General features: G+C 40.9%; 15 protein-coding genes and 1 pseudogene. 13 read left to right on the forward strand and 3 right to left on the reverse strand.

The window, feature by feature from the left end:
* Positions 1-142 precede the first annotated feature (142 nt).
* From MKY20_RS12395 to MKY20_RS12405, 3 genes are all read left to right on the forward strand, one after another.
* On the forward strand, positions 143-1,483 hold the full coding sequence (locus MKY20_RS12395; RefSeq protein WP_217026252.1) for a S8 family peptidase: 1,341 nt from the start codon (positions 143-145) through the stop codon (positions 1,481-1,483).
* 204 nt (positions 1,484-1,687) lie between these two features.
* A complete protein-coding gene (locus MKY20_RS12400; protein WP_019379668.1) occupies positions 1,688-2,476 on the forward strand; it encodes a hypothetical protein in 789 nt (262 codons plus the stop codon).
* Positions 2,477-2,565: 89 nt separating this feature from the next.
* Entirely contained in the window at positions 2,566-3,141 is a 576-nt protein-coding gene (locus MKY20_RS12405) for a TlpA disulfide reductase family protein (RefSeq protein WP_217026253.1), read from the forward strand.
* A 20-nt stretch (positions 3,142-3,161) separates the two neighbouring features.
* Here the strand turns inward: MKY20_RS12405 and MKY20_RS12410 are convergent.
* A pseudogene (locus tag MKY20_RS12410) lies at positions 3,162-3,982 on the reverse strand (EcsC family protein).
* Positions 3,983-4,556: 574 nt separating this feature from the next.
* On the opposite strand from MKY20_RS12410, the gene ribD reads away from it, so the two are divergent.
* The 5 genes from ribD to MKY20_RS12435 all read left to right on the forward strand — a co-directional run bounded on the left by ribD (position 4,557) and on the right by MKY20_RS12435 (position 9,594).
* A complete protein-coding gene (gene ribD, locus MKY20_RS12415) occupies positions 4,557-5,654 on the forward strand; it encodes a bifunctional diaminohydroxyphosphoribosylaminopyrimidine deaminase/5-amino-6-(5-phosphoribosylamino)uracil reductase RibD (RefSeq protein ID WP_071157311.1) in 1,098 nt (365 codons plus the stop codon).
* Positions 5,654-6,307, forward strand: a complete 654-nt coding sequence (ribE, locus tag MKY20_RS12420; protein ID WP_009332524.1) for a riboflavin synthase — start codon at positions 5,654-5,656, stop codon at positions 6,305-6,307. Before ribD ends, ribE begins: the two co-directional genes overlap by 1 nt.
* 25 nt (positions 6,308-6,332) lie before the next feature.
* Positions 6,333-7,526: a bifunctional 3,4-dihydroxy-2-butanone-4-phosphate synthase/GTP cyclohydrolase II gene (locus MKY20_RS12425; protein WP_009332523.1), complete on the forward strand. Its 1,194-nt coding sequence runs from the start codon at positions 6,333-6,335 to the stop codon at positions 7,524-7,526.
* 14 nt (positions 7,527-7,540) lie between these two features.
* Entirely contained in the window at positions 7,541-8,017 is a 477-nt protein-coding gene (gene ribH, locus MKY20_RS12430) for a 6,7-dimethyl-8-ribityllumazine synthase (protein WP_019379663.1), read from the forward strand.
* Positions 8,018-8,295: 278 nt separating this feature from the next.
* The gene (locus tag MKY20_RS12435) at positions 8,296-9,594 is read left to right on the forward strand and encodes an NCS2 family permease (RefSeq protein WP_009332521.1); all 1,299 of its coding nucleotides are present in this window, start codon (positions 8,296-8,298) and stop codon (positions 9,592-9,594) included.
* Positions 9,595-9,843: 249 nt separating this feature from the next.
* Here the strand turns inward: MKY20_RS12435 and MKY20_RS12440 are convergent, their stop codons facing one another.
* A complete protein-coding gene (locus tag MKY20_RS12440) occupies positions 9,844-10,122 on the reverse strand; it encodes a hypothetical protein (RefSeq protein WP_009332520.1) in 279 nt (92 codons plus the stop codon).
* Positions 10,123-10,255: 133 nt separating this feature from the next.
* On the opposite strand from MKY20_RS12440, the gene dapF reads away from it, so the two are divergent.
* Positions 10,256-11,239, forward strand: a complete 984-nt coding sequence (dapF, locus tag MKY20_RS12445) for a diaminopimelate epimerase (RefSeq protein WP_009332519.1) — start codon at positions 10,256-10,258, stop codon at positions 11,237-11,239.
* A gap of 15 nt (positions 11,240-11,254) precedes the next feature.
* Here the strand turns inward: dapF and MKY20_RS12450 are convergent, their stop codons facing one another.
* Positions 11,255-13,093: a DNA ligase D gene (locus tag MKY20_RS12450; RefSeq protein WP_071157313.1), complete on the reverse strand. Its 1,839-nt coding sequence runs from the start codon at positions 13,091-13,093 to the stop codon at positions 11,255-11,257.
* A gap of 144 nt (positions 13,094-13,237) precedes the next feature.
* Here MKY20_RS12450 and ku point away from each other — a divergent pair, with 144 nt between their 5' ends.
* The 4 genes from ku to MKY20_RS12470 all read left to right on the forward strand — a co-directional run bounded on the left by ku (position 13,238) and on the right by MKY20_RS12470 (position 16,492).
* Positions 13,238-14,092, forward strand: a complete 855-nt coding sequence (gene ku / locus MKY20_RS12455) for a non-homologous end joining protein Ku (protein WP_341001261.1) — start codon at positions 13,238-13,240, stop codon at positions 14,090-14,092.
* A 132-nt stretch (positions 14,093-14,224) separates the two neighbouring features.
* Entirely contained in the window at positions 14,225-14,884 is a 660-nt protein-coding gene (locus tag MKY20_RS12460; RefSeq protein ID WP_251175699.1) for a phosphatase PAP2 family protein, read from the forward strand.
* Between the two features lie 65 nt (positions 14,885-14,949).
* Complete coding sequence (locus MKY20_RS12465) at positions 14,950-15,495, forward strand: glycerol-3-phosphate responsive antiterminator (RefSeq protein WP_019379659.1); 546 nt, start codon at positions 14,950-14,952, stop codon at positions 15,493-15,495.
* Between the two features lie 172 nt (positions 15,496-15,667).
* Positions 15,668-16,492 carry an MIP/aquaporin family protein gene (locus MKY20_RS12470; protein WP_019379658.1) on the forward strand — a complete coding sequence of 275 codons (825 nt, stop codon included), beginning with the start codon at positions 15,668-15,670 and terminating at the stop codon, positions 16,490-16,492.
* Positions 16,493-16,501: the final 9 nt, after the last annotated feature.

The raw sequence follows: 16,501 nt of genomic DNA on the forward strand, positions 1-16,501 counted from the left end.
CTTAAAATATGTAAAGAAGTAATGGGTTTTAAGTAGTGTTTTTTGCGAAATGACGGAAAGGCATGTCGAAATACAAAGATTGTTGATATCTTTATTTCGAATATAATGAAAATTAGAAAATATAGGGGGGTCTCAATAAAAAATGAATATCAAGAAGGGTATCGTAACGGGTACATTAAGTTTGGCATTATGTGCCTCAGCCGTTTTTGCGGGTTCTGTCAGCACTGGACAAGCCCAAACGGTTGAAAAGAGTTACTTAGTCGTTTTTAAAGATGAAGGAAAGCTTCCTGCAGGCTATACAGACCTATTGAAAAAATTTGGAGGACAAATAGAGAATAAGCTCGAAAAATTAGGAGCTGTTGAGGTTTCATCAGCAAATCCTAATTTTCTTAATGAAATCAGGAAATCTTCCTTGGTATTGTCTGCTGGCGCTGAAAATGTTATTTATCCCGAAGCTCCTGCAGTAGATGCAGATCTTCCATTAGATAATGCTGATTTATATAACAATCTGCAGTGGGATATCAAACAAGTAACAAATAATGGTGCATCATGGAATCTTCCAGGAGGAACTGGAAAGACAGCTGACGGTAAAGATATCGTTGTTGGTGTAATTGACACAGGGATTGACTATACTCATCCAGATTTAAAAGAAAATTATGCATACGGTAAATCCTTTGTTCCAGGCTACCCGGATCCAATGGATGAAAACAGCCATGGAACCCATGTTGCAGGATCCATTGCAGCAAAAGGAAGAACCATGGGTGTCGGACCTGACTTGAAGGTAGCAGCATACCGTGTATTCGGCCCTGATGGCGGTGCAGCGACTTCCCATATCGCCGAAGCCTTAATAACAGCTGCGGACGACAATGTGGATGTTGTCAACATGTCTCTTGGCGGGTATGACTGGTTCCAGAATCCCGAGTATACAACGAAAGAAACCGTAGCGGACGTGCAGATGTTTAACAGAGCCATCAAATATGCGATTCAAAAAGGTGTTACTGTAGTTGGTTCTGCAGGCAATAACGCTGTTGATTTAAAGAGCCCGGGACAGCTGTCAGGTTCTGATAACGGTGCAACACACAGAAGCCCAAGCAGTCAATTGATGATTCGTGTATCTGCTGGAGGAGCTTTAAAGAATCTTGCTTTCTATTCCAATTACGGTGTCGGCAAAATTGATGTCATGGCGCCTGGCGGAGACTTGGGACCAAACTATGATCCAAATACTGGAGCTGGCAGAGACAATTCTTATTTGGCATTAGCAACAATCCCTGGCGGCGGATATGGGTATAAAGGCGGTACTTCTATGGCCGCTCCGAAAGTTGCGGCCCTGGCTGGTGTTATTATCGCAAAACATGGGAAAGACCAAATCTCTCCTGCACAAGTAAAGCAGATCATTCAATCTTCATCAGAAGATATCTTCAAGCCTGGATACGACGAACAATCTGGCCATGGGCTAATTAATGCGGTTAATGCTTTAAAGTAATTCCATCAAACGAGCTGGCGGAAAGTTTCCGTCAGCTTTTTTATTTGAAGGAAAATCAGCGAATAAAGATGGTAACGAATAACTCAAACAGACTATTTGCAGATGCGGCAATATGTACCCTCCAAAAATCCTCCCAAAAATTCATTTTTTTTGGAACTATTTAATAGAATATAGAGAAATACATATAGCGGGGGAGACATACTGATGAATATCCAGCAATATTACCGGAAAACAGCTGACATCTCAATAAATGCGAGCCTGGCCGCACTTGTACCTCCATTTTTCTTTCTATTGATTTTCATAAAAGAATCTCAACGGACGAATTTAATCCTTTTTCTAATCCCTTTCATCATATATAGTTTTCTGTGCCATCAAATTCACTTGCTGAATAAGCAAAGGGCGGCCGAGATAGTGGAGAGAAATTCCAATAATAGCAGACAAGCCCTTCTCTCATTGTTATGCCAGTCAAATTTGATGATCGCTTTTATGCCGGCTCCTTCCCTTAGAATGGTGCTTTTTGATCCGGAAGGAAGGCAGGTTGGTGAAATCAGGGATATGAAAATGTGGAAGTTTAGATGGTTCTTGCCTTATTTTTTGGACCGTCTTTTTCCAAGAAGGCTGGGTATCTATGATTATAACAATAATCTGGAGGCATCAATCCTAATCGATAGAAACGGCGTTGATATTTCGTTTGTGAAAGACTCCTGCAAAGAAACAATCATAAATAAAAAAGATGGATCCAAACTGGTATATGAGAATGGCTGTGATCGATATTCCATTCCTAAAACCTTTTTCCATACGGATTTTCAAGTTCTTGATGAGAAATCAAATAGGATAGCGCGCCTTCGCAAAGGATGGATGCCGCTAGAATGGGGGCAGCAGTTCAGGGATCCCAATACACCTGTACTTTCTTTTGAGGAGGGTCTGACAGCAAAAGAAAAGCTTAGAATATATGCCATTCTTGCGACGCTTTTTCTTTACCGCAATCACTAAAACAGAGTGCACATTTATAGATTCTATATTCCCCATATAGTATGATAAGTTCAGTTTAAATATAGGGATATCAGTATAGAGGTGTTGGAATGAAAAAGTTTCTATTCGCAGCCGCAGTTATTGTCCTTTTGCTGTTTATTGTTGACAAAACAATTCTCAAGGAAAAAGGGGTAGTAGAGCAAGCCGGACAAATGCAGAAATACGATAAAATGGAAGACCCTGAAGATTTGCCTGTTGGTTTGGAGAAAGGAAACCTTGCTCCTGATTTTGAACTGACAGATATGGAAGGAAACCCAGTAAAACTCTCCGATTATAGAGGCAAGGCAGTTTTGTTAAATTTCTGGGCAAGCTGGTGTCCTCCTTGCCGTGCAGAAATGCCGCATATGGAGAAGCTGTATAATAAGTATAAAGATGAAAATTTCGATATTCTTGCAGTCAATCTTACAAACACTGAAAAAAATAGCGGTGACGCAGAGAAATTCGTAAAAGAGCTGGGGCTGACTTTTACAATTCCTATGGATGTAAAAGGCGAGGCAGGTTCTGACTATAATATAATGGCCTATCCTACAAGCTATTTTATTGATTCCGATGGTGTTATTAGAGAGAAAGTTTTGGGAGCTTTAAATGAAGAGTATATGGAGAAGGAAATCAAAAAGCTTCCATAAATAAAACCGGAGAGCCATTGTCAGCTCTCCGGTTTTATTTCTGTAATCATATTCTGGTGCAGACGATTAACGATTACTCTTTTTCGGTATAGCATAATGCCTGCTTCGGCAATATCATTTACGGCTGAGCGATTTATGAAAGCCCCAAACAGCAGTCCGGCTATCGGGATCATTTGAAAAAGTTTTTTCCAGCCAATTTGGTCCCTGTAAGAAAACACAACTTCTCTCCACCCCTGAAGCTCGGAAACGACTTCCCTTTTTGCTCCTGCTTCTTTAGAACCAAACATGGAAAGCTGCTGCAGAATGGCTTTTTTTCCTACAATGTCACTGGAAACAAATTGCAGAATTTTTACGATGAACATTCTTTCATTCTTATCAGCTGGATCAAAGCCATAGCAAATCGCGATATCCTGAAGGGTTTTTAGCTGAATGCCAAGTAGAAGAGGGATATCAATCGTCAGGGTGAAAATCCCTCCAACCCCAGTACTGGCACCTTGCAATGCAGCGGTTCTTTTACGGTTTGAGCTTAGCTTTCCAGCGGCTTCATCCATCTTTGATATGGGCAGGCTTTCTACATCCTCTAAGGTATGAATATTTTGTTCAGGATAATAGTTCTTTAACGCCGAAGCTGAACTTAAATATCTTCCTCCTGATTGAATATATGTGCCAAGCTCATCAAGAATCACTCCAACCTTTTTTGTATGAACTCCGGTGTGAATCTATCAATTAACTTAAAAGGGAGTCTTCCCAGCTTCTCCCAAAACCATAAATCACCTTGGTCTTTTTCCCATTCTTCACATTTTTTTAGTTCATTTATAAGAAGTTCCCTCGGTTCAATCATATTTAAATTCCTCTCCTTCTTCTATAATTACCTATACGTCAGTTTAAAGCAAAAGTTTCAATTCTTTATAAACAATTCTCTTTGTATATTCCGACTATTCATGGTAAGATTCTTATAATAGAATAGGATTTCCTTCGGGGCAGGGTGAAATTCCCAACCGGCGGTGATGAGGGTACGCCCTCTTAGTCCGTGACCCGGTTTTATTAGCAGAGATGCAGGAACATGCGCTTTTCTAATGATTGTCTAGCTCCAGCGCCTACCCCCTCGAGGTCACAAGCCAATCCTCCCAAAAAGGCAAAAGACGCCTTTTCTGCGAGGCTCGTCTTGTGCTTGTCGGGGGTGAACAAGGCGCTTGCGCTTTTCTAATGAAAACGGTGGATTTGGTGAAACTCCAAAGCCGACAGTGAAAGTCTGGATGGGAGAAGGAATGATTATAGTGCTGCGTTCAAAAAAATCTTTTTTAAACGCTTATTTCGTCATGTGATTTTGCCCCGTTTCACCTTGCTGGTGTACGGGGTTTTGCCGTTTCAAACTTAATTTGGAGAAACTGTAAGGGAAGGAGGAACCAGATAATTTGAACCATCAGGAATATATGAAGTTAGCCATCAGCCTGGCAGCGGCCACTAAAGGCCAAACCAGTCCTAACCCGCAGGTGGGTGCGGTTGTTGTTAAAAATGGTGAAATTCTGGGGATGGGTGCTCACCTGAAAGCAGGAACTCCCCATGCTGAAGTCCATGCGATTGCTGCAGCTGGCGATAAGGCTAAAGGTGCTGATATTTATGTCACGCTTGAGCCATGCAGCCATTTTGGCAGGACTCCGCCATGCGCAGACTTAATAATTAATTCAGGAATTAATAGGGTTTTTATTGCTTCTGCCGATCCGAATCCTTTAGTTTCCGGCAAAGGAATTGAAAGAATGCAGGATGCCGGGATTGAAGTGGTGACCGGCTTATTGAAGGAGGAAGCAGATGCCCTAAACGAACCATTTTTCCATTTTATAAAAACAAAGACACCATATGTAACCATTAAAGCAGCTTCATCGTTTGATGGAAAAACAGCTGCAAAAACCGGTGACAGCAAATGGATTACTTCTCCAGAATCCAGGCAGGATGTGCATCGGCTACGGCATGAACATGACGCAATACTTACAGGTGTAAATACGATCATTCACGATAATCCCCTTTTAACCGCCAGGCTGCCCCAAGGCGGAAAAAATCCCATTCGAGTTGTATTAGATACAAATCTGAGAATTCCCGCTGACGCAAATGTCATCCGGGATCAGTCTGTAAAGACCATAATCTTTACCGGCTGCGAAATAGATCGGTCAAAGGCAGAAGAGCTAAAGAAGTATAATACTGAAGTTTTTTCTTTTTCTGCTAATGAGGTGCCGATTAAAGAAGTATTAAGAAATTTAGGTGAAAGAAACATCATGACTTTATTTGTTGAAGGCGGATCAGAGATCCATGCTTCATTTATAAATAGCGGTTTCTTTCAGCAGATAATCCTTTATATGGCTCCTAAAATTATCGGGGGCAATAAGGCGATTCCATTTATTGGCGGGGATGGTGCCAACTATGTAAAAGATGCCCCTGCACTGGAATTCACAGAAATTGAAAAGATTGGCGGAGACCTTAGAATTACCGCAAAACCGCTGAGGGAGGCCAAGGAGTAATGTTTACTGGAATTATTGAGGAACTGGGAACAGTAAAAAAAGTGGTTCAGCAAGGCAAGGCCATGAAACTGACAATTCAGGCATCCACAGTTTTAACAGATGTTCAACTGGGGGACAGCATTTCGGTAAACGGCGTGTGCCTTACAGTTACGGAATTTGCGAAAAATGAATTTTCAGCAGATGTCATGCCTGAAACATTCAAAAGTACTTCGCTTTCTGCCATTAAAGAACGAACAAAAGTCAATCTGGAGAGGGCGATGTCGGCAAATGGCCGCTTTGGAGGACATTTTGTGACAGGGCATATTGATGGAACTGGTCAGATTCTAAAAAAAACAGCGAGTGAAAACGCCATTTATATACAAATATCTGTGCCTCCTGCATTAAGCCATTTGCTTATCATGAAGGGATCAATTGCCGTGGATGGGATTTCCCTGACTGTTTTCGGCAATGAAGACAATACTGTTACTGTCTCGATCATTCCCCACACAGCAAGTGAAACGGTACTCGGCTTCAAAGCAGCGGGAGACATTGTTAACCTCGAGTTCGATATGCTGGCTAAATATCTATATTCCTTCATGAACAGGCAGCAGGAAACCTCATCGCCTAAAGAAGGAGTTTCAGAGCGATTCCTTAAGGAGAACGGCTTCTTATAATTAGCAAAAGGAGGGTCAATCAAACATGTTCAGTGATATAAATGAGGCATTAGAAGATTTAAAAGCAGGAAAAGTCATCATTGTCTGTGATGATGAAGACAGGGAAAATGAAGGGGATTTCCTTGCAATCGCGGAATATGCGAAACCGGACACGATCAACTTTATGGCCAAAGAAGGCAGAGGCCTGATTTGTACACCTATCACTGAGGAACTGGCTGAAAAATTGGAACTGAATCCAATGGCAGAAGTGAATACTGACAGTCATGGAACAGCTTTCACAATCAGTGTTGACCATGTAAAAACCACTACAGGCATCAGTGCATTTGAGCGTGCATTCACGATAAAAGAAATGCTTGAGGACGACGCTAAACCTGCAGACTTTTCACGGCCGGGACATGTTTTTCCGCTAGTGGCCAAAAAAGGAGGAGTCTTAAGGCGTGCAGGCCATACTGAGGCCGCGGTCGATCTGGCACGTCTTGCAGGTGCTGAACCAGCCGGGATAATCTGTGAAATAATGAAAGACGATGGAACGATGGCTCGAGTGGATGATCTGGAAAAAGTGGCTGAAAAGTTTGATTTGAAAATGATTACTATTCAGCAATTGATAGAGTATCGATTGAAGCATGACTCCATTGTCAAAAGGGAAGTGGAGATACAGCTTCCAACAGAATTTGGAGACTTTAAAGCAGTAGGCTATACAAACACTGTCGATGGAAAAGACCATGTAGCTCTTGTAAAGGGAGAAATCGATGAACGTGAACCAGTATTGCTTCGTGTGCATTCGGAGTGTCTGACTGGAGATGTATTTGGATCCAACCGCTGTGACTGCGGGCCGCAGCTTGAAGCAGCGCTGGCACAGATTGAAGAGGCAGGCCGGGGAATCCTTTTATATATGAGACAGGAAGGGCGCGGCATCGGACTGATCAATAAAATGAAAGCCTATAAGCTGCAGGAAGAGGGCTACGATACAGTTGAAGCAAATCATAAGCTCGGATTTAAGGACGATCTACGCGACTATGGGGTAGGTGCACAAATCCTTAGGGATCTGGGAGTAAAAAAAATGCGTCTGCTAACCAATAATCCCCGCAAAATTGCTGGATTGGGCGGTTACGGGCTGGAGGTATCCGAACGGGTTCCTCTTCAAATGCCTGCCAAATCTGAAAATGAAAATTACTTAAAAACAAAGAAAACAAAACTTGGGCATTTATTACAATTTTAAGGGAGCGATTAGAGATGAAAAAGGTAATCGAAGGACATTTAGTAGGAACAGGATTAAAAATGGCCATTGTAGTATCGCGTTTTAATGAATTCATTACGGGCAAGCTTTTAAGCGGAGCGGAAGATGCACTCAAGCGCCACGGAGTAAGCGAAGAAGATGTGACAGTTGTGTGGGTTCCTGGAGCATTCGAAATCCCTCTGGCAGCTAAAAAGCTGTCCCAATCCGGAAAATATGATGCAGTCATCACCCTTGGCACAGTGATCCGCGGAGCAACTCCGCATTTTGATTATGTCAGCGGCGAAGTGGCTAAAGGGGTCTCAAGCACAGCATTGCAAAGCGGTGTTCCTGTTATCTTCGGTGTTCTTACAACTGACACGATTGAACAGGCAATTGAGCGGGCAGGCACCAAAGCTGGAAACAAAGGATGGGAAGCGGCTGTCGGAGCTATTGAAATGGGCAACCTTTACAGACAATTATCCGAAGGTGAATAATGTTCCGGATTTTTTGCCGGCATGAGAATAAGAGTGTGCTTCCAGGTGCAATTGTCTTGCCCGGTTGCAATATCTACCAAAATCGGCGGGGGATTTCCGCCGGTTTTTTTAAAAATTTATGGGCAGACGTCTGACCTTTCTATTGGCAGAATGAGTTTTTTTTGATAAAATACTGCTTGTGGCTCACCCGTACTTTTTAGTGATCACTCTTAACTGAGGGAGATGTATACGGGGAGAGCGGGTAGGGAGAGGGCTAATTGAATAGATAGGTAGTATATATGAATAAGTGGTTTAACCAGCTTTTTCAGCTTGATTCAAATGGAACAACTGTAAAAAGGGAGGTTATGGCTGGGGCAATCGGCTTTTTTACGATTGTTTATATTATCGCAGTTAACTCTCTAATTCTCTCTGAAGCAGGAATTCCGCTGGAGGCAGCCATTTTTGCAACCATTATAACATCGGTTGTCGGCTGTTTGATTATGGGGTTTTGGGCAAATGTACCGATTCTCCTTGTGCCTGGAATGGGAATTAACGCTTTGTTTTCCTATACAATGGTCCAATCGATGGGCTTATCCTGGCAGGAAGCATTGGCTGTTGTCTTTATATCTGGTCTGATCTTTGTATTCGTGGCTTTTTCGCGATTCGCAAAGACATTAAGCGAATCGATTCCACATTCACTTAAAGAAGCAATAACAGTGGGACTCGGACTTTTCTTGATGCTGATCGGACTTGAAAAGGGCGGAATCGTTGAAAAAGGGACAAACTCCATTATTGCTATGGGTGAGCTTGGAGACCCGCAAGTGCTTGCAACCATCTTAACGTTCCTGCTTGCCATTATTTTATTTATGCGCAATGTGCCTGGCAACTTTTTGATTACTGTTGTAGCAGGAACATTGATAGCATGGGCTTTTGGGCTGATTAATGTGCAAAGTACCGAGGAAAAGCCGTTTGCTCTTTCCGATTATATGGAAGTATTTGGATCGATGTCATTCGATAACTTACTTTCCGTCACTTTTTGGATTGCCATTTTTTCATTGACAATGGTTCTTGTCTTTGAAAATATCGGATTAGTTCACGGTCATGTTGGTTTTATTAATAGGCCGGAACAGTTTAAGCGTGCTTTTCAGGCAACTTCGGTTTCTGCATTATTGTCAGGAATTTTTGGGACAAGCCCGACTGTAGCAACGGTTGAAAGTGCAGCGAGTATGGCTGCCGGCGGACGTACAGGATTGACAGCAGTCACAACTGGATTCCTGTTTATGCTATCCGCATTCTTTATCCCTGTTATTAAATTGATTCCCAACAGTGCAATTGCGCCTATTCTTATCATTATTGGCGGACTGATGCTTCAAAACATCCGTAATCTTGACTTAAAGGATATGAGCGAAAGCTTTCCAGCTATCTTTATCATTGCCATGATCCCGTTCACGTATAGTATTGCGGACGGCATTGCCATTGGATTTATTCTTTATCCAATCTTAAAGATTTCGATTGGCAAAGCAAAGGAAGTTTCATTTGCATTGTATGTCATAGCTGCTTTATTTTTATTCAACTTTGTTTTTCATGTCATTAGTTAATATAGATATATTGGGATGCCCTATTTGGGGCATCCTTTTTCTTTTTTCTTAACAAAGAAAACTGGTGAATTTTGTATAAAAATATAAAAATTCTTTTTGTTCAACAAGTTTCGATACACGAGTTAATATAGGTCTATAGTAATATGGGGTTTTCGGAGGTATGTCAATGGAAGTGTTTGTAGCAAGGCAGCCGATTTTCTCCTAAAAAATATACCGGCAAACCGGGCTAATATGTTAGCCGCTGTGCTATTATAGATATTTTTTCTGCGGCTTAATATATCTTTTCATTTCTGCGGCCATATTCCTTTTAGCAGATACCGGAATGTCTGCCTGGGAAAGGTCCTCGGGGAAGGGAAAAATCCCATAGTCATTAAAACGGACCCGGATAATCCCTTCATATACAATTGTATTTTTAAAAAATGCCGTTGTTTCTACAAAGGCATTTTTTTCATTAATAACGCTGCCAAACTCTTCGATCCGCTGGATGAAAAATTTAAATGTATAAAGATCAGTATTAATATCGGCCACTTCCCTAAATGACGGAATTTATCAATTTTCTAATTAGTTAATAATATAATAGGGAAAACAATTATTGAATAATAAATGCTTTTATGGCACTCTTATTTATAAGTTGGGCTACAAATGGTTTGGAGGTATTATTATGAACATTGAATTGCTGAAATGTCATGGATCAGGAAATGATTTCTTTATAATAGATGAAATTTCCCATACGTATAATTTTACAGAAGAGAATCGTGCTGAGCTTGCCAAAGCAATATGTGACCGCAGCACTGAACTTGGTGCAGATGGAATTCTTTTCGTATTAAAAAGTGAAAAAGCAGATGCAAGGATGCGTGTTTTTAATCCGGATGGATCAGAAGCATCAATGTGCGGAAATGGATTAAGATGCGTTGCCCGTTATGTATGTGAACTTCTTGGTCTAAAAGAAGCCATCATTGAAACCATGAAAGCGGATTTGCAGGTAAAAAAGCAAGAGGACATCTTTGAGGACATTCCAACTTATCTTGTTGAAATATCACCTGTTTCATTCGATTTGAAGGATCTTCCTTTAGTTCTCGATAAAGATACTATAATTAATGAAAAAGTCAGCGGGATCTCAGAGGAATTAGCTTTTACGGCCTTAGCAGTCCCTAATCCCCATTTTGTTTCCATTGTGGAGAAAGAGCAAATTACATCTGACCTGCAAAAAAAGATCAGTGAATATTTGAACGGGCCGAATGATTTCTTTCCTGATGGAGTAAATGTCAGCTTTGTAAAGCCGCTAAAAAAAGGGCATATTTATGTAAGGACATTTGAGCGGGGAGTAGGATTCACCAATGCCTGCGGTACAGCCATGTCCGCTTCAACACTTGTCACTTGCATGAATGGGCTGAATAAAATCGAAGAGCCTGTTGAAGTATACAATAATGGCGGAAAAGTGCGCTGTGTAGTTCATGAGAAGAATGGCAGGCAGTCCATTGATTTAATTGGGAATGCCAGCTATGTTTACCGCTGTGAAGCGGAAATCAATATGGAAAAACCGCAAGAGTTCACCCTATCCCAGAAAGAAGAACATACTGGAGAAATTAAGCAATATGCTAAACTTCAGGAATATGCCCAAGCGGTACTTAAAGAATGGATGTAGGATAAGGCATTGGCCTTATCCTTTTTTGTTTTCCTGTTTTAAAAAATCGAGCACTGGAGAAAAGGGCTGATTTTCCTTTGTCTGAAAATAAGAACTGAATGGATCGCCATCGCTGTTTACCCTTTTTATAAGATTGGTTATCTGAAACCGCTCCATTGTGAGTTTCTCATTGACTTCCTCCCAAAACAGAGGAGCAGCAACAGTTGCTGCTTTATTTCCTCTTGCTGAATAAGGGGCAATGATCGTCTTGCCTTCTGCATGCTGGATATAATCCACATAAAGCCGGCCTCCGCGATTTTTCTTTAATCTTTCTATTGTAAAAGAATCGGGATCTTTGGAAATTAGATACTGGGCAATAAATTCGGTGAACAGCCGAGTATCATCAAAGCTATAGGTATTTTCCTGCAGCGGGATATAGATTTGCAGACCTTTATTCCCGGATGTTTTGACAAAGCTGATTAATTTCAGCTGATCAAGCACCTCTTTAATCAATATTGCAGCTTTAATGGCAAGATGAAAAGCGTCCCTCGAAGGAGGATCTAAATCAAACACTATTTCGCTGGGACCATTGCTGTAAATGGTCTTAAATGGGATATGATATTCAAATGCAAGCTGGTTGCCAAGCCAGAGCAGTGTTTGAAGATTATTGCAGACAATATAATTGATGCCTTCAGACATTTCAGTTTCTACAAAATCCGGTGCGTAATCCGGGCAATTTTTCTGGTAGAAAGGCTCAGCAAAGATCCCATGCGGGTAGCGGATTACAGTTAAAAGCCTTTTCTTTAAAAATGGCAGCATATATGGAGCAATCTCTCTTAAAAAGTGAATGTAATCAATCTTTTGAATAGCTGGTGTTTCCCATAATGGCTTATCTGGATGGGTGATTTCTATTTCGGGAGGCAGGTTTTTCTGCTGTTGTATAAATTTCTCATAAGTGCAGGCATCAGGCTTCAAATCGAAACGAAACTGGTGAAAATGCGGTTCGCGCATTTGATCCTCATAAATCTCCAGATATTTAACTTCCACACATATTGCTGGTTCTACATATATGAATTGGCTGTTTTCATCTGTTTTATTATCTTTGATGATTTGGAATAAGGCTTGTTTTTCATCGGGCTTCAACCCAAAAAGAAACTGTCCGATTGCTATGACAGCATCCCCCTGGAATACACCAGCATAAAAATAGCCATTTGATTTTTCATATGCGGTGATAAAGCAGTTAACGTATTTCCAATTCTTGAATTTTAGCCATAAAGATGATCTCTTTCCTTCTTCCCATTTATTCTTCAACTGCTTTGCCACGATTCCTTCACCATCATGCAGGACAATTTTTTCCCAAAGTTCATTAAAGCTGCGGTATGGAGGGATTAATTGTATCAATCTCGGATCCTTCTCATCAGGTTTTAAGGGCATATTACAATCCTTAAACAAAGCTTCCAGTTCTGCTTTTCTGGTAAAGTACTCTTTATCGGTCATTTTTTTGCCTTTTACCATCAAAATGTCAAAAATAAGAAGACGGCATGGCGCAGTTTTTGCCTTCTCTTGAATTTTCTTTTCAGACCTCATCCTGCCCCTGACCTGGATGGACCCAAAATGGGCTTTATAGGCATTCTCCAGAAAGACTAATTCTCCATCTAGTGTAAGTGGAAGGTATGATTCGAATTTATCTTTGTTTTGCTCTAAAAAATCCTTAATTTCCGGGAAAATATGTAATAAAGGCTTATCATTCCTGCTTGTCAGTCTGGGTTCCTTGTCCAAGTGCAGGATTGCTCTAAAACCATCATACTTCGCTTCAAAGAGCCATTCCTTCTCTTCCGGAACATCAAAAGTTAAGGTTGGAAGCATTGGTCTCATTCAATTTGGCCTCCTTTACAATCGTTACTATAGTTTTGGCCATTGCCGCTAAAACTACTCAGTTTCCAAATGTTTTAGCGTATTTCCCTTTTTGTTAATACACAAGTTATGAGTACTACATCTAATAAGAATGGGAGTTTGACTATGCACACAATGTGGAAAGGAAGCATCAGTTTTGGGCTGGTGAATATACCAATTAAGCTGCACTCGGCTACAGAAGATAAGGATATAAAGCTGAGAAATCTTCATAAAGAATGTCATACGCCAATTAAATATGAGAAAACATGTCCTGTTTGTGAAGTAGAAATTAAAAACGAAGATATTGTAAAAGCTTATGAATACACAAAAGGAAAGTTTGTCGTTTTAGAGGATGAGGATTTAGAAAAGCTTAAACAGGAAAATGAGGATAAAGCTGTCGAGATTGTGGACTTTGTAAAAATACAGGAGATTGATCCGATTTATTATAATCGCACATATTATATGTCTCCAGGGGACGGAGGAGGAAAAGCCTATTCCCTTTTAAGAAAAGCGCTGGAGACGTCAGAAAAGGTAGGTTTGGCAAAAATCATTATTCGATCCAAAGAACAGCTGGCTGTGGTCCGGGTATATGAAAACACTCTTGTAATGGAGACGATTCATTACCCTGATGAAGTGCGTAAGGCTGCGGATGTGCCAAATGTACCTGCAGAAGACAAAGTGACTGATAAGGAAATCGATACTGCCATTATGCTGATTGATCAATTAACCACTGAATTTAAACCCGAGAAATATAATGATGACTACCGGACAGCTCTTTTGGAGCTTATCGAAGCAAAACGTACTGGCAAAGATATAGTCACACCGGTCGAAAAAGAACCTGCAGCCAATGTAACCGACCTTATGGCTGCCCTGCAGGCATCAATTGATAAAACCAAGCCTGCTGATGCAGAAACAAAGAAAAAACCGGCAGCTAAAAAGAAACGTGCTCCTGCAAAAACAAAAGCAAAAAAGCAGGCTTAATAGAAATAAAACCGACTTTGCTTTTGCAAAATCGGTTTTTTACTGGAGCTATTTTTTTGAAGAAAAGTCTTCAAAAAATGTTCTGTTTATCAAAGTTAGTGGTAATCCTATAAATAAAAAGGATTTGTTTAAATGAACAGGAAGAATTTAACATCAAAAAATATCATCTACTTAACGTTGGCAGCTGCAATTATTGGCGGATTTGTGCTGCTTTTTATTGAAATAGTGGACGAATTGAAGGAAAATGAGCTAATTCGATTCGATGAAGCTGTGATTCAGTATGTACAGGCCTTTATTTCTCCCCGGCTCACGGAGTATATGAGCGTGATTACTTTTTTGGGGTCGGTAAAATGGCTGGCTTTTTCTGTAATTATGGCGGTCGTGCTTTTGTTTATATTTAAAAAGAGTTCACTTGCATGGTTCATGGTTCTTTCATCCGGTCTTGGAGCACTTTTCAACTTGCTGCTGAAATGGATTTTCAAAAGAGAACGACCGGATATCAGACCTCTGATTGAGGAGCAGGGATTCAGTTTTCCGAGTGGCCATTCAATGGGATCTTTTATTTTTTATGGCTCGCTGGCCTATATGATCATCCATTTGGCAAAAAGAAAACGATGGAAGACTGCATGGACAGTGATGCTAGGCTGTTTTATCATCATGATTGGGTTAAGCCGCATCTATTTAGGCGTTCATTTTCCCAGTGATGTAATAGCTGGATTTGCAGCCGGAGGTGCCTGGCTGACAATAATGATAATTGGATTCCGCTATTATGAGTACCGCAAAAATGTATAATGGGTATTGAGAAATGCGCAGTTTCTTTATAACATAGGGAAATAACAGATACAGGAGTGGGAACAATGAATCAAAAAATTTTGCCGGCATCTTCAAACATGAAAGAATTTGAAAAGTTCCTGAAAAGCCCCTATGACATTGGTGTATTTCTCGATATGCACATTTCGCAGCTGAAGAATGTTTCGCAGATGGCAAAAGCACATAACAAAAAAATGATTTATCATGTTGATCTGATTCATGGCTTGAAAAGCGATGATTATGCCGCAGAATATATATGCCAGGAATTTAAGCCTTACGGGTTAATTTCTACTAAATCCAGCGTCATCCTAAAAGCAAAGCAAAAAGGAGTGATCGCTGTCCAGAGGATTTTCCTCATCGATTCTCACGCGCTTGAAAAAAGTTATAAATTAATCGAGAAAACCAGGCCGGACTACATAGAAGTTTTGCCGGGAGCCATGCCATGGATGATAAAAGAAGTAAATGAACGTTTGAACACCCCCATATTTGCTGGAGGACTCATCCGATCAGAAGAAGAAGTGAAGAATGCGCTTGGTGCAGGAGCAGCTGCCATTACAACTTCGAAAATAGAATTATGGGAAAGGTTTTCATAAAAATGTTCAAGGAAAGTTTGACAACGTTTTCATAGACTTGTATACTCGGTTTAACAAGTTAATTTATGTGTCGGAGATTAGGAGATTCACACAGTTTAGCCATTAATGGCTTAATCTGTCGTGAATCTCCTTTTTTGTTTCCGATCACCCAAAACGGAAAGGGGATTTTCAGATGTCTGCTTTTATGGGAGAAATAATTGGAACGATGATCTTGATTGTTTTTGGAGGAGGCGTTGTTGCCGGAGCGAATTTAAAAAAGACTTTCTCTTTCAATGGAGGGTGGATTGTTATCACCATTGCCTGGGGACTAGCTGTAACGATGGGGATTTTTGCTGTAGGATCGATTAGCGGGGCACACTTGAATCCTGCTGTAACAATCGGGTTTGCGCTTAGCGGGGATTTCCCTTGGGCAGACGTGCCTGGCTATATTCTGGCTCAAGTCCTGGGAGGTTTTTTGGGAGGGGTTATTGTATTCCTTCACTATCTCCCGCATTGGAAAGAAACAGAAGACCAGGGTGCTAAACTTGCTGTTTTCTCAACCAGTCCTGCGATTCCCCATACATTTTCAAATTTATTAAGTGAAATGATTGGGACGTTTATTCTTGTACTGGGATTGATGTTTATTGGGGCAAATCAATTTACAGAAGGCTTAAATCCGATAGCTGCAGGCCTTCTGATTGTTGTAATCGGAATGTCGCTCGGAGGGACAACTGGCTATGCGATTAATCCGGCTCGAGACCTGGGACCGCGAATTGCTCATTTTCTTCTTCCGATTGCAGGAAAAGGGAAATCGAACTGGGGGTATGCATGGATACCGGTAGCTGGTCCAATCCTGGGGGGATTAATGGGTTCCGCATTCTATCAAGTGATGTTCGATGACAAAGCTTCAGGCATGTTATGGGCAGTGCTCGGTGTTAATATAATAGTATTAATTCTTTCATATATTTTTGGCAAAAAACAGCCAGGGGAAGTTGATTCTTCTAAAGTGGCTGCATAAATAAAATAA

Origin of the sequence: Cytobacillus sp. FSL W8-0315 (assembly GCF_038002905.1) — a bacterium.
Taxonomy (GTDB): Bacteria; Bacillota; Bacilli; order Bacillales; family Cytobacillaceae; genus Cytobacillus; species Cytobacillus pseudoceanisediminis.

Bases quoted from the DNA above. Each gene is read 5' to 3' on its own strand.
- MKY20_RS12395 (WP_217026252.1), top strand. From the start codon at position 143: ATGAATATCAAGAAGGGTATCGTAACGGGTACATTAAGTTTGGCATTA.
- MKY20_RS12400 (WP_019379668.1), top strand. From the start codon at position 1,688: ATGAATATCCAGCAATATTACCGGAAAACAGCTGACATCTCAATAAAT.
- MKY20_RS12405 (WP_217026253.1), top strand. From the start codon at position 2,566: ATGAAAAAGTTTCTATTCGCAGCCGCAGTTATTGTCCTTTTGCTGTTT.
- ribE (WP_009332524.1), top strand. From the start codon at position 5,654: ATGTTTACTGGAATTATTGAGGAACTGGGAACAGTAAAAAAAGTGGTT.
- MKY20_RS12425 (WP_009332523.1), top strand. From the start codon at position 6,333: ATGTTCAGTGATATAAATGAGGCATTAGAAGATTTAAAAGCAGGAAAA.
- ribH (WP_019379663.1), top strand. From the start codon at position 7,541: ATGAAAAAGGTAATCGAAGGACATTTAGTAGGAACAGGATTAAAAATG.
- MKY20_RS12435 (WP_009332521.1), top strand. From the start codon at position 8,296: ATGAATAAGTGGTTTAACCAGCTTTTTCAGCTTGATTCAAATGGAACA.
- dapF (WP_009332519.1), top strand. From the start codon at position 10,256: ATGAACATTGAATTGCTGAAATGTCATGGATCAGGAAATGATTTCTTT.
- MKY20_RS12450 (WP_071157313.1), bottom strand. From the start codon at position 13,093: ATGAGACCAATGCTTCCAACCTTAACTTTTGATGTTCCGGAAGAGAAG.
- ku (WP_341001261.1), top strand. From the start codon at position 13,238: ATGCACACAATGTGGAAAGGAAGCATCAGTTTTGGGCTGGTGAATATA.
- MKY20_RS12460 (WP_251175699.1), top strand. From the start codon at position 14,225: ATGAACAGGAAGAATTTAACATCAAAAAATATCATCTACTTAACGTTG.
- MKY20_RS12465 (WP_019379659.1), top strand. From the start codon at position 14,950: ATGAATCAAAAAATTTTGCCGGCATCTTCAAACATGAAAGAATTTGAA.
- MKY20_RS12470 (WP_019379658.1), top strand. From the start codon at position 15,668: ATGTCTGCTTTTATGGGAGAAATAATTGGAACGATGATCTTGATTGTT.